The following is a 12792-nucleotide window of genomic DNA, read 5'->3' on the forward strand; positions in this document are numbered from 1 at the left end:
CCTGGATTAGTGAGCGTTAGACAGATGCGAAGCCGTCGTTCCCGGCCGGGAACGACGGGTAGAGTCGACTCAGAACAGGTCTGCGTCCAGCGCCATCAGCGTGGCCGAACCGGCGCGCGCCTTGCGGATCTCGGCGGCGGTTTCCGGCAGCAGCCTGGCAAAGTAGAAGCGTGCCGTGGCCAGCTTGGCGGTGTAGAACTTGTCGCCGCTCGCTTCCTTCTCCAGCGCGATCTTGGCCATGCGGGCCCAGAAGTATGAGAACACCAGGTGGCCCACCACGCGCAGGTACGGCACCGCGGCAGCGCCCACCTCGTCGGCATTGCCCATCGCCTTCATGCCGATTTCCATGGTGAGCTTCTGCACCTTGTCGCCAATGTCGGCGAGCGGGTTGATGAACTCCTGCATGGCTTCGTTGGTGCCTTCGGCTTCAACGAATTCCTGCACGATCTTGCCGAAGGCCTTCATCCTGGCGCCCATGTCGCCCAGGATCTTGCGGCCCAGCAGGTCCAGCGCCTGGATGGTGTTGGTGCCTTCGTAGATCATGTTGATGCGCGCATCGCGCACATACTGCTCCATGCCCCACTCGGCGATATAGCCGTGGCCGCCGAACACCTGCATGCCCTCATTGGTGGACGTGAAGGCGTTGTCGGTCAGGAAGGCCTTGATCACCGGCGTGAGCAGCGCGACCAGGTCGCCGGCCTGCTTGCGCACGGCTTCGTCAGGGTGCGACAACTCGCGGTCGATCTGCAGCGCGGTCCAGTAGCTGAAGGCGCGGCCGCCTTCGGCGTAGGCCTTCTGCGTCAGCAGCATGCGGCGCACGTCCGGGTGCACGATGATCGGGTCGGCGGGCTTGTCCGGCGCCTTCGGGCCGGTCAGCGCGCGCATCTGCAGGCGGTCCTTGGCGTAGGCCAGCGAGTTCTGGTACGCCACTTCGGTCAGCCCCAGGCCCTGCGCGCCCACGCCCAGGCGCGCGGCGTTCATCATCACGAACATGGCGTTCAGGCCCTTGTTGGGCTCGCCCACCATCCAGCCGCGCGCGCCGTCCAGGTTCATCACGCAGGTGGCGTTGCCGTGGATGCCCATCTTGTGCTCGATCGAGCCGCACTTGATGCCGTTGCGCTCGCCCGGGTTGCCGTTGGCATCGGGGATGAACTTGGGCACCACGAACAGCGAGATGCCCTTGGTGCCGCCCGGCGCGTCCGGCAGGCGTGCCAGCACCAGGTGGATGATGTTCTCGGCCATGTCGTGCTCGCCGGCCGAGATGAAGATCTTGGTGCCCGAGATCAGGTAGGAACCGTCGGCCTGCGGCTCTGCCTTGGAACGCAGGATGCCGAGGTCGGTGCCGCAGTGCGGCTCGGTCAGGCACATGGTGCCGGTCCACACGCCGGAGACCAGCTTGGGCAGGTAGGTCTGCTGCAGTTCTGGCGTGCCGTGCGCGTGCAGCGCCTCGTACGCGCCGTGCGACAGGCCCGGGTACATGGTCCAGGCCTGGCCGGCCGAGTTCAGCATCTCGTAGACCACATTGTTGATCACGATCGGCAGGCCCTGGCCGCCGAACTCGGGATCGCACGCCAGCGCCGGCCAGCCGGCCTCGACATACTGCTGGTAGGCTTCCTTGAAGCCGGTGGGAGCCTTGACCACGCCGTCGCCGACGTAGGTGCAGCCTTCGCGGTCGCCCACCTGGTTGAGCGGGAACACCACGTCCGAGCAGAACTTGCCGGCTTCCTCGATAACCTGGTTGATGGTGTCCGCGTCGATGTCCGCGTGCGGCGGCATCGCCTTGAGTTCGGCTTCGGCGCCGAGCAGTTCATGGAGCACGAACTGCATGTCGCGCAACGGTGCGGTGTACTGGCCCATCTGAGACTCCTTGGAGTTGTGCGATGCCGCCACGCCGCCCGTCCCGCTTGCGCGATACGGTCCGACCGGGGCGACCTCAGGTACGGTAAGACTGAATCAGCTTGTTGAGCGCGACCATGGCAAGCTCGGCACTGTCAGGCAGGCGCAGGAAACGGGCGTCATGATGCAAGCCTAGTTCAAGGCTGTACATCTCGAACAGCATCAGGCGCGGATCGCAGTCCGCGCGCAGGTGCCCTTCCTCCCGCGCCTGGTTGATGGCGCGCGTGAGCGCTGCCCGCCAGATGGTGACGCTCTTGACCAGCTCGTCACGCACCAGGCTGCCGGCACGGTCGTCGTACTCCACGGCGCCGCTGATGTAGATGCATCCAGTCGTCACTTCCTGGATGCGCTTCTCCATCCAGCGCCGCACCATCGACCATAGCCGGGGCAGGCCGCGCGGCTCCTGCAGCGAGGGATAGAACACCTCCTGCTCGAACCGGCGGTGATACTCCCGCACCACCTCCACCTGCAGGTCTTCGCGCGAACCGAAATGCGCGAAGACACCGCTCTTGCTCATCTGCATGCGTTCCGCGAGCAGCCCGATGGTCAGACCTTCGAGCCCGTCGCGGGACGACAATTCCAGTGCGGCATCCAGAATCGCCACGCGCGTCATTTCACCCTTGCGCATTGGCGCGGGGGAGGCGGCGGCGGATTCGAGACGGGCTGACTGGTGTCGCATGTTTTTTCTCCGTTCTGCGGGACCCTGCTGCGGCCCCGCGTATGACCCTGACGTTGCATTATTTGCTTGCGGCCGAACCGGCGGATTTGCCGGTGCATACCGCGAATGCACGCAGTCTAAGCCAAAAAAGAACGGTCGTTCAGATTATTCTGGCGCAGCAGCCGACCATCAAGCTTTTAATTAGACCGCTGTTTCTAAACGGACTGCAATGCAGCATGTCCGTCATGTCGGTCATGGCTTGCGCCGCGACCGGTTGCAGCGAGCGCCCTGCCGCATGGCAGCAAACGCACACCGCGTTCGCGGCTGTCGTTCAGTAGCGCCCCGCGACACCGGCAATGACGACACCCAGGCGCAGCAGCATATAGGCCGCCCAGTTGGCCAGCCGGTGCAGCGGCGAGCGGCGCGCATGCACCTCGGGCATCACGCGCACGCTGCGGTGCGCAATGGCGTATTCCAGCGCGGTGCGCAGTTCAGCGGCGAAGGCCGCATCATAAACGGCGACGTTGGCTTCGCGCGCGAGCAGCAGGCTGAACGGGTCCATATTGCTCGACCCGACCGTGGCCCAGGCCTCGTCGACCACGCCCACCTTGGCGTGCAGGAAGCTCTCGGCATACTCGTAGATCTCGACGCCGGCCTCCAGCAGCGAGGCATACAGCGCATGGGTGGCGTAGTGCTGCAGCCGGTATTCGACCCGCCCCTGCAGCAGCAGCCGCACGCGCACGCCGCGCGCGCGGCAGGCCAGCAGCGCGCGCCGCATCTTGTGGCCAGGCAGGAAGTAGGCGTTGGCAAGGATCACGTCGTGGCGCGCGGCGCCCAGCGCGCGCAGGTATTCGCGCTCGATGGTGCGGCGGTTGCGCAGGTTATCGCGCAGCAGCAGCGCGGCGCGTACGCCGCCCGCGGCTTCCGGGCGCGGCGGCAGGTCGGTGACCAGCGGGTAGTCGGCCACCGCGGCGGCGCGTTCGGTGCCGTGCATATCGCGCAGCGACAAGCGCCACCAGAGCCGCTCGGCGGACAGCGCGATGCCGTCCACCAGCGGGCCGCCGACCTGCACCGCGAAGTCATAGCGCGGCCCCAGGTTGGCGCCTTCGAACGGGCCGTGGTTGTGGTCGTCGATGATATTGATGCCGCCGACAAAAGCCACGCGCCGGTCGATCACCGCCAGCTTGCGGTGCAGCCGGCGCAGGTGGCGCCGCGCCAGCCGGAAGCCGCGCAGCATGCGGAATACGCGCAGTTGCACGCCGCCGGCGCGCAGCCGCGCGGCCAGCTCGGCGGGCATGTCGCCGGCGCCGAATCCGTCCACGGTCACGCGCACGGTCACGCCGCGCGCGGCGGCGCGGATCAGCGCGTCGCTGACCGCGCGGCCGACCTCGTCATCGGCATAGATGTAGGTTTCCAGCATCACCTGGAACGCGGCCTGGTCGATGGCGGCGATCAGCGCGGGGAAGAAGTCCTGGCCGCCGTGCAGCAGCCGCACCGCATTGCCGGTGGTGGGCTTGCCGCGGCGCCAGGTCCAGCGCAGCATGTGGCGGCGCGGCGCGTGGTCGCCGGCCGCTGCGGGGTCGTGCGCGCGGGTGTCGGCATGAGCGGAGTGGGAGATCCGTGACATGCCGTGATTATCGGACAGATTGCCGGGCGCAAGGCGCCGCGCGCACATTGGCAGGCGCATCTCTGCTATCGTCGAGACTGATGCTTGCCCGCGCAGCCAGCGACGGGCAAGCGACGACTGACGCCCCCACGGAACCCATTGTGAAGGTATTCGGCATTACCGGATCGTCCGGCAGCGGCAAGACCACGCTGCTGGACCAGCTCATCCCCTGTTTCGTCGCCGCCGGCCTGCGCGTGGCCGGCGTCAAGCATACCCATCACGGCTTTGACCCCGACACGCCCGGCAAGGACTCCTGGCGCATGCGCGAGGCCGGCTGCGCCAATGTCGTGCTGGTCGGCGCGCGCCACCTTACGCTGATGCGCCACTACCCGGAAGCGGTGCCCTCGCCCGAACTGGACGATGCGCTCGCCGTGCTGCCGGCCGACACCGAACTGGTGCTGGTGGAGGGCTACAAGCGCAGTGATTTTCCCAAGCTGGAGGTATATCGCCCGGCACTGGGGCGCACGCCGCTGTGGGACGAGGTGCCGGGCGTGGTGGCGGTGGCAAGCGACGACCCTGCCGCGGTCGCTGCCATGACCGCGCTGCCGGTGCTGGACCTGAACGACCCGCAGGCGGTGTTCGCCTTCATCCGCGACTATCCGGACAGCGCGCGCTGAATTCAGGCGGCCTTGCCGGCGGGCTCCGCGGGCATGGCCAGCTCGCCCCGCGGATGCCCCAGTTCCGCCACCAGCGGCACGTGATCCGAGCGCTGCGCCCAGTCGCGGCCGGTCAGCGCATGCGCGCGCTCGATCTCGTAGCCGCGCACATAGATGCGGTCGAGCTGCCACCACGGCATATGGCTGGGGAAGGTATGCAGCCGCGCACCGCGCGCGTGCGAGGCCTCGACCGCGCCCAGCGTATTGCAGATCTGCGCATCGAGCCGGTGGTTCCAGTCGTTGAAGTCGCCGGCGATCACCAGCGGCATGCCCGCGGGCACCACGGTGCGCACACGCTCCACCAGGGCCTCGGCCTGGCGCACGCGGCTGCGCGCGAACAGGCCGAAATGCACGCAGATCAGGTGGGTTTCCACCCCGTGCACATCCGCCACCGCATGCAGCAGCCCGCGCTGCTCGAAGCGGTGGTCGGAAATATCCAGGTTTTCGGACATCAGGATCGGGTGGCGCGACAGGATCGCGTTGCCGTGATGGCCGTAGTCATAGACCGCGTTGCGGCCGTAGACCGAGTGCGGATAGGCGTCAGTGGCCAGGTAGTTGAGCTGCGTATGCTCCGGATCGAACAGCGCCGCGGCCACCAGCCGGTCGTTGCGGTCCTGCACTTCCTGCAGGAAGACGATGTCCGCATCCATCGCATGCAGGCCGGCGCGCACGTTCTGGATGCGCGGGCGCCGCGAGATGCCGGTCACTCCCTTGTGGATGTTGTAGGTGACCACGCGCAGCTTCATGGCTGCGCTCCGTATACCGCCTGCCGCTCGCCAGCGCCAGCCCCGGCCGCGCGCCAGGCGAGCTGGCGGATGGCCTCGGCATTGCTGCTGGAAAAGCATTGCTGCGCCGCCTGCTCCCACGGCAGCCACTGGTATTGCAGGTGTTCGCGTGGCGCCAGCGTCACCGGCAGCGCCTGCTGCACGCGCAGCCCGAACCAGTGCTCGGTATTGCGCGTGACGCCTTCGGCGTAGCGGTGGCGCCACTGCGGGTAGATCTCGTACTGGATGGTGTGGGCCCAGTCGGTCAGCTGGTGCTCGCCGGCGATGATGCCGGTTTCCTCGGCCACTTCACGCGCGGCGGTCAGGGCCAGGGGTTCGTCCAGGGTGTCGAGGCTGCCGGTCACGGACTGCCAGAACCCCGGGCGATCGGCGCGTTCCAGCAGCAAGACTTGAAGATCTGGCGTGTAAATCACCACCAGCACGGATTCCGGGATCTTGTAGGACATGGGTCTGGGCGAAAGGACAAACCCAAGGATAGCGCAGCCGTGCCACGTTGCCACGCGAAAGCGTGGCGGCGCACGCCCGGGTCGACCCTCGGCGGCCTTCAGGCGGCGCTGCGCGTGCCATAGGTGGCACGGGGTGCCAGGTACGGCTCGTCGGCGGCAGTGCGCTGCCAGGTGTCGAACACCTGGGGCGAATCGCCGTGGCCCCAGGCGGCACGCAGCTGGTCCATCAGCGGCGCCAGCGCCTGGCGGTAGCGCTTGGACGCGCCATGCGCGTGCGTGGCCAGCGCGTCGGCGCGGTGCCGGACCTCGCCCTGCAGCCGCGTGCGCTCCAGCGCGATTTCCTTCTCGCGCTGTCCCAGCGAGTTGTACTTCTGGATCAGGAAGCGCTGGTAATCGCCGCCATCCATGCCCTGCGCCGCCTGCGCGTTGACCTGCTCGAAACGCAGCACGATGCTGCCGGTTTCCTGCTCGATATGGGCAACCTCGGCGTCCAGGGCCTGCAGCGCCTCCTGCACGCGCTGGGCGTCGCGGCGCAGTGCCTGCACCTGCGCGGCCTCGTCCTCGAACACGCGCTGCGCATCCAGGTAGGCCTGCACCACCGGCTGCGGCGCCACCACCAGCAGCGGGTCGGCGCCGTCGGCGCGCTGGCCGGCCAGCAAGGCGTCGTCGGCCAGGCGCAGGTTGCCGAGCTCGTCCAGCCAGCGCCCGCGCGTCATGACCACGCCGACGGTATCCAGCGCCAGCCGGCGCAGCGCTTCGGCACGCTGCATTTCCACCGGCTCGGCCGCCGCGGCGGGCGCGGCCGACTGCACCGCATGGGCGATGTCGGGCACGCAGGCGGCCACCGTGGTGGCCACCGATTCAGACATGGCCTGCGCCGAGCGGCGCACGGCGCGGCGCAGCTCGAAGCGCGCCAGCAGCATCATCACCAGTCCGGCCACCAGCCAGGTCAGGATGGTTTGGTCATGGGCCAGCAGGAACTGGCGGATCAGGTCGATATCCAGGGTCACGAATTTCCTCCCGAGTGCCGGAAGCCTTCATTGCGAGGCCGCTCGGCAAATTACGTGTCAAAGAGAGCAGACCCCGCCGCGGCGCCCTTCGTTCCGACCGGTAACAAATCGAAACCAATGCGCCGCGCGCCTCACAGCGCAGGCGCCCAGACGTTGCGCATAAAGCAAAAAAGCCGCGCAATCGCGCGGCTTCCTTGCGGACTTCAGGCAACTCAGGCCGTCGGCTTGGGCTCCGTGGCGCGCAGGCGGATGTGCAGTTCGCGCAGTTGCTTCTCGTCGACCGAGCTCGGGGCCTGGGTCAGCAGGTCCTGGGCGCGCTGGGTTTTCGGGAAGGCGATCACGTCGCGGATCGAGTCGGCGCCGGCCATCATCGTGACGATGCGGTCCAGGCCGAAGGCCAGGCCGCCGTGCGGAGGCGCGCCGTACTGCAGCGCGTCCAGCAGGTAGCCGAACTTGGCGCGGGCTTCATCGTCATTGATGTTGAGCGCGCGGAACACCTTGCTCTGGATGTCCGAACGGAAAATCCGCACCGAGCCGCCGCCCATTTCCCAGCCGTTCAGCACCATGTCGTAGGCCTTGGCCAGGCACTTGCCCGGGTCGGTCTCCAGGTATTCCAGGTGCTCGTCCTTGGGGCTGGTGAACGGGTGGTGCATGGCCACCCAGCGCGCGTCTTCCTCGTCGTACTCGAACATCGGGAAGTCGACCACCCACAGCGGCTTCCAGGTGTCTTCGAACAGGCCGTTGGCCTTGCCGAAGTCAGAGTGGCCGATCTTCAGGCGCAGCGCGCCGATCGAGTCGTTGACCACCTTGGCCTTGTCGGCGCCGAAGAAGATGATGTCGCCGTCCTGGGCGCCGGTGCGCTTGAGGATCTCGGCAATGGCGGCGTCGTGCAGGTTCTTGACGATCGGCGATTGCAGGCCGTCGCGGCCCTTGGCCACTTCGTTGACCTTGATCCAGGCCAGTCCCTTGGCGCCGTAGATGCCGACGAACTGGGTGTAGGCGTCGATCTCGCCGCGCGAGATCGCACCGCCGCCCGGCACGCGCAGGCCGACCACGCGGCCGTTGTCGCTGTTGGCGGGGCTCGAGAACACCTTGAAGTCGACGTCCTTCATCACCTCGGTCAGCTCGGTGAATTCCAGCTTGACGCGCAGGTCAGGCTTGTCCGAGCCGAAGCGGGCCATGGCCTCGCGGAACTCCATCACCGGGAACCTGGCGTCCAGGTCGACGTCGATGGCGTTCTTGAACACCGTGCGCATCATGTCCTCGAACAGGTCGCGGATCTCCTGCTCGGTCAGGAACGAGGTCTCGCAGTCGATCTGCGTGAATTCCGGCTGGCGGTCGGCACGCAGGTCTTCGTCGCGGAAGCACTTGGTGATCTGGTAGTAGCGGTCGAAGCCGGAGACCATCAGCATCTGCTTGAAGATCTGCGGCGACTGCGGCAGCGCGAAGAAATGGCCCGGGTTGACCCGCGACGGCACCAGGTAGTCGCGCGCGCCTTCGGGCGTGCTCTTGCCCAGCATCGGGGTCTCGATGTCGATAAAGCCCTGCGCATCGAGGAACTTGCGCACTTCCATCGCCACCTTGTAGCGCAGGCGCAGGTTGTACTGCATCTGCGGGCGGCGCAGGTCCAGCACGCGGTGCGTCAGGCGCGTGGTTTCCGACAGGTTGTCGTCGTCGAGCTGGAACGGGGGCGTGACCGACGGGTTCAGCACGGTCAGCTCATGGCACAGCACCTCGATCTTGCCCGAGGTCAGGTTGGCGTTCTCGGTGCCGGCCGGACGCGGACGGACCTTGCCGGTGACGCGGATGCAGAACTCATTGCGGATCTCTTCGGCGGCCTTGAACATCTCGGGGCGGTCCGGGTCGCACACCACCTGCACCAGGCCTTCGCGGTCGCGCAGGTCGATGAAGATCACGCCGCCATGGTCGCGGCGGCGCTGGACCCAGCCGGTCAGGGCCACTTCCTGGCCCGAGAATTGTTCGGTCACCAGACCGCAGTAGTGAGTACGCATGGAGGACATAAGGAGATTCCCGGTAAAACGCGGCCGCCCGAAGCACATCGGGCGGCCCGTGATCAGATTGGATGCTTAAGGATCGGTCGTCTCGACCGTTTCCTCGCTGCTGGCCCTGCCGGCCGGATTGGCCGGGGCTGCCGGCCGGGACATGCTGCCGTTCTTGCGCGGCAATTCCGCCGGTGCCACCACGCCCATCGAGACGATGTACTTGAGCGCGGCGTCGACGGTCATGTCGAGTTCGATGGTGTCGGCCTTGGGCATCATCAGGAAGAAGCCCGAGGTCGGATTCGGCGTGGTCGGCACGTAGACGCTGACGTATTCGCCCTGCAGGTGGTTCTGCACGTCGCCGCCGGGGCGCCCGGTCAGGAAGGCGATGGTCCACGAGCCCTCGCGCGGGTACTGCACCAGCAGCGCCTTGCGGAAGGCGTTGCCCGAGGACGACAGCAGCGTGTCCGAGACCTGCTTGACGCTGGTGTAGATCGGGCCCACCACCGGGATATGGCCCAGCAGCGCTTCCCACCAGCGCACCAGGCGCTGGCCGATGAAGTTATGCGCCAGCAGGCCGACCAGCAGGATGACCAGCAGCGTGAGGATGGCGCCCAGGCCCGTCACGCGCTTGCCGAACATCAGCCGGTCCGGGCGCCAGGCCTCGGGCAGCAGCGCCAGGCTCTGGTCCATCGTGCCGATGATCAGGCTGAGCACCCACAGCGTGATGCCCAGCGGCACCAGCACCAGCAGCCCGGTCAGGAACCAGGTTTTCAGGGCGGAAGTCTTCTTGGCAACCACGGGGCGGGTCCGGCTCAATGGCAGGCGCAGGCGCTGCCGCAGCCGCCGGCTGCCGCGGGCGTGGCCGAAGCGGACGAGGCAGGACTGGCCGGCGATTCAGCCGCCGCCGGGGTGCTGGCCGCCGCTGCAGCGGCGCCACCAGCGGCGCCGGTCGCTGTCGGCGTGCCGGCGCTGCCGCCGCGGAAGTCGGTCACGTACCAGCCCGAGCCCTTGAGCTGGAAACCAGCAGCGGTCAGCTGTTTCTTGAACGCGCCGGCGGTGCCGCACGACGGGCAGTCCGTCAGCGGGGCATCGCTCATTTTCTGCAGCACATCGCGCCCGTGGCCGCAGGCGTCGCAACGGTAGGCATAGATCGGCATGGTGTTATTTCGCGAGAAAACTTCGGAATTGGTACAAAGGCGGACATCGGCGCGGGCCATGGCGGCCGCGGGAAGTTCCCGTGCGACGATGCAAAGCCTTGAATTATAAACCGTTCCGGGGCCGCCTGATCGCCGGAAATGAGGGGGTGGCAGACCCCGGGCCGTCAGGCGATATGCACTTCCTTGACCGGCGCGTGATCTGCAATCCACTGCGGCAGCAGTGAACCGATCACCATGCCGCTGATCGAGAACAGCAGGCCCACCATTTGCGGCGGCACCACGGCATCGGCAAAGGCCACCTCGCAGGTCAGCCAGGAGGACAGGCCCAGCAGGATCGCCGCCAGCCCGCCCTGGCGGGTGGCGTGCTTCCAGAACATGCCGAAGGCCAATGGCACGAAGGACGAGACCAGGGTGACCTTATAGGCATTTTCGACCATATGAAAGATCGACAGGTGCGAGTTGAGCGCGAACAGCGTCACCAGCGCGGTGAACACCAGCACCACGGTCTGCATCACGCGCAGGAACTGCCGGTCGTCGAGGTGGCGGAAGTACGGGCGCAGGATGTTCTCGGCAAAGGTCACCGACGGCGCCAGCAGCGTGGCCGACGCGCAACTCTTGATCGCCGACAGCAGCGCGCCGAAGAACATCACCTGGGCGAACATCGGTGCGTGCTGCAGGATCAGCTTCGGCAGGATCAGCTGCGAATCGGTGTCGATGTACCTGGCCACCATGCCGGGGTCGATCAGCGTGGCCGAATACGCCAGGAACATCGGGATAAAGGCGAAGCAGAAGTACAGCACGCCGCCCAGCACCGAGGCGCGCCCGGCGATCTGCTCGGTGCGCGACGAGGTCACGCGCTGGAACACGTCCTGCTGCGGGATCGAGCCCAGCATCATGGTGAACAGCGCCGCCGCGAAGCCGATGATCTGTATGAAATCCAGCGACGGCAGGAACTCGAACTTGCCGGCCGCGGCCGCGTGCGACACCACCGCCGTGACGCCGCCGGCCTGGCCGCTGACCTCGTAGCCGATATAGAGCATGCCGATCACGATGATGATCATCTGGATGAAGTCGGTGATGGCCACCGACCACATTCCGCCGAACAGCGTATAGACCAGCACGCTGGCTGCGCCGATCATCATGCCGGCCTCCTGCGACAGCGCGCCGTCCGAGACGGTATAGAACACCAGCCCGAGCGCCTTGATCTGCGCCGCCACCCAGCCCAGGTAGGACACCACGATGCACAGCGTGGTCAGCACCTCGGCCAGCCGGCCATAGCGGTTGTGGTAGTAGTCGCCGATGGTCAGCAGGTTCATCCGGTACAACGGCCGGGCGAAGAACAGGCCCACCAGGATCAGGCACAGCGACGAGCCGAAGGGGTCGGAGACCACGCCCGACAGGCCTTCCTTGAGGAATACGGCGGGGATGCCCAGCACCGTCTCCGAGCCGAACCAGGTGGCGAAGACGGTGGCGGTGACGATATGGAATGGCAGGCTGCGCCCGGCGACGGCGAAATCGGTGGTGTTGCGTACGCGCAGCGCCGCCCACAGGCCGATGCCGACCGAGATTACCCAGTAGATGATGACGAACCAGATCAGCATGCCGCTGCCCTATGCAGAAGTGCCCTTGTGGCGAGAAACCGAATGCCGGGCGGCGCATGAGTGCACGTTGCTTGCGCGCATCTGCCCGGAGTCCAATTCATCGGTCGGGGCCGCATATCGAGCTGCCTGGAGTTCTCGCGCTGGGCGGAAAACGCGGCCGGGGCTGCGGTCGTAGCCGAATCAAAACGCGGATTATAGCGACGCAGACCAGCGTGGACGAAAAAAATTCCCCGCTGGCGCAAATGCGCCACGCGGAGCATCGCCTGCGCCACAAGGGCTGGCCGGCGGCTGCTTCAGCCGGACCGGCGGCGCCAGACCTGCCAGCGCTCCTGCCCCTGGAACACCGGCAGCGGCGCGGCCGTGGGCCGGTCCTCAAGTCGCTCGAAGGCCGGTGCCAGCAGCGCGTCCAGCGCCTCGGCCGGCATCGCGAACGGCGGCCCGCCGCGGTTTTCGCCGAGGTAGAAGTAGCCGGCCAGCAGGCCGCCCGGCGGCAGCAGTTGCGCGACCCGGGCGGCATAGTCGGCCCGCATCGCCGGCGGCAGCGCGCACAGGAAGGCCCGTTCGTAGATCAGCTCGCACGGCGGCTGCGGCGTGAAGGCAAAGAAATCGCCCTGCTGCACCACTACCCCCGCCGGCCCCAGAGTTTGCCGCGCCGACGCCACCGCCTGCGGCGAGAAGTCGATTGCCGTCACCGGCCAGCCACGCTCGAACAGCCACGCGGCCTCCCAGCCGTTGCCACAGCCTGGCACCAGGGTCGGACATGGGGCACGGCCTTCAATGAACTGCCGGAATTCCTCGGGCACGCCGCCCTGGTCCCAGGGCGTGAAGCCCTGTTCGAAACGCTCGTCCCAGAATGCCGGGTCGGCGGCGTTGCGGGTGGCGAAGGTCGGCACGGGCTTGGCAGGGTCGCTCAT

13 protein-coding genes are annotated in these 12792 nt (G+C 67.1%); 2 read left to right on the forward strand and 11 right to left on the reverse strand.

What is annotated here, in order from left to right:
- Positions 1-69 precede the first annotated feature (69 nt).
- Both I6H87_RS04740 and I6H87_RS04745 read right to left on the reverse strand, forming a co-directional pair.
- Positions 70-1857 carry an acyl-CoA dehydrogenase C-terminal domain-containing protein gene (locus tag I6H87_RS04740; RefSeq protein ID WP_010813929.1) on the reverse strand — a complete coding sequence of 596 codons (1788 nt, stop codon included), beginning with the start codon at positions 1855-1857 and terminating at the stop codon, positions 70-72.
- A gap of 76 nt (positions 1858-1933) precedes the next feature.
- Complete coding sequence (locus tag I6H87_RS04745) at positions 1934-2524, reverse strand: TetR/AcrR family transcriptional regulator (protein ID WP_026201385.1); 591 nt, start codon at positions 2522-2524, stop codon at positions 1934-1936.
- A 92-nt stretch (positions 2525-2616) separates the two neighbouring features.
- Here I6H87_RS04745 and I6H87_RS04750 point away from each other — a divergent pair, with 92 nt between their 5' ends.
- Positions 2617-2892, forward strand: coding sequence for a hypothetical protein (locus I6H87_RS04750; protein ID WP_041687143.1), 276 nt, complete (start codon positions 2617-2619; stop codon positions 2890-2892).
- Here I6H87_RS04750 and clsB read toward each other — a convergent pair.
- The gene (clsB, locus tag I6H87_RS04755) at positions 2886-4229 is read right to left on the reverse strand and encodes a cardiolipin synthase ClsB (RefSeq protein WP_041687141.1); all 1344 of its coding nucleotides are present in this window, start codon (positions 4227-4229) and stop codon (positions 2886-2888) included. The two genes, I6H87_RS04750 and clsB, sit on opposite strands and share 7 nt — an antisense overlap.
- A 92-nt stretch (positions 4230-4321) precedes the next feature.
- Between clsB and mobB the strand changes: the two genes are divergently transcribed.
- Positions 4322-4837 (forward strand): molybdopterin-guanine dinucleotide biosynthesis protein B, encoded by a 516-nt coding sequence (mobB, locus tag I6H87_RS04760; protein ID WP_010813932.1) that lies wholly within the window; start codon positions 4322-4324, stop codon positions 4835-4837.
- A 2-nt stretch (positions 4838-4839) separates the two neighbouring features.
- On the opposite strand, the gene I6H87_RS04765 is transcribed toward mobB, so the two are convergent.
- The 8 genes from I6H87_RS04765 to I6H87_RS04800 form a co-directional block, all read right to left on the reverse strand.
- Positions 4840-5622, reverse strand: coding sequence for an endonuclease/exonuclease/phosphatase family protein (locus I6H87_RS04765; protein WP_011614527.1), 783 nt, complete (start codon positions 5620-5622; stop codon positions 4840-4842).
- On the reverse strand, positions 5619-6107 hold the full coding sequence (nudB, locus tag I6H87_RS04770; protein WP_010813934.1) for a dihydroneopterin triphosphate diphosphatase: 489 nt from the start codon (positions 6105-6107) through the stop codon (positions 5619-5621). The genes I6H87_RS04765 and nudB overlap by 4 nt, the downstream gene beginning before the upstream one ends.
- 98 nt (positions 6108-6205) lie before the next feature.
- Complete coding sequence (locus I6H87_RS04775) at positions 6206-7117, reverse strand: membrane protein (protein ID WP_010813935.1); 912 nt, start codon at positions 7115-7117, stop codon at positions 6206-6208.
- A gap of 212 nt (positions 7118-7329) precedes the next feature.
- A complete protein-coding gene (aspS, locus tag I6H87_RS04780; protein WP_011614526.1) occupies positions 7330-9138 on the reverse strand; it encodes an aspartate--tRNA ligase in 1809 nt (602 codons plus the stop codon).
- A 66-nt stretch (positions 9139-9204) separates the two neighbouring features.
- A complete protein-coding gene (locus I6H87_RS04785; RefSeq protein ID WP_010813937.1) occupies positions 9205-9918 on the reverse strand; it encodes a DUF502 domain-containing protein in 714 nt (237 codons plus the stop codon).
- A 14-nt stretch (positions 9919-9932) separates the two neighbouring features.
- Positions 9933-10277: an FmdB family zinc ribbon protein gene (locus I6H87_RS04790; protein WP_041687139.1), complete on the reverse strand. Its 345-nt coding sequence runs from the start codon at positions 10275-10277 to the stop codon at positions 9933-9935.
- Between the two features lie 164 nt (positions 10278-10441).
- On the reverse strand, positions 10442-11878 hold the full coding sequence (locus tag I6H87_RS04795; protein WP_011614524.1) for a high affinity choline transporter 1: 1437 nt from the start codon (positions 11876-11878) through the stop codon (positions 10442-10444).
- Between the two features lie 293 nt (positions 11879-12171).
- Positions 12172-12792, reverse strand: a complete 621-nt coding sequence (locus tag I6H87_RS04800) for a methyltransferase domain-containing protein (RefSeq protein WP_010813940.1) — start codon at positions 12790-12792, stop codon at positions 12172-12174.

This window comes from Cupriavidus necator (assembly GCF_016127575.1).
Taxonomy (GTDB): Bacteria; Pseudomonadota; Gammaproteobacteria; order Burkholderiales; family Burkholderiaceae; genus Cupriavidus; species Cupriavidus necator_D.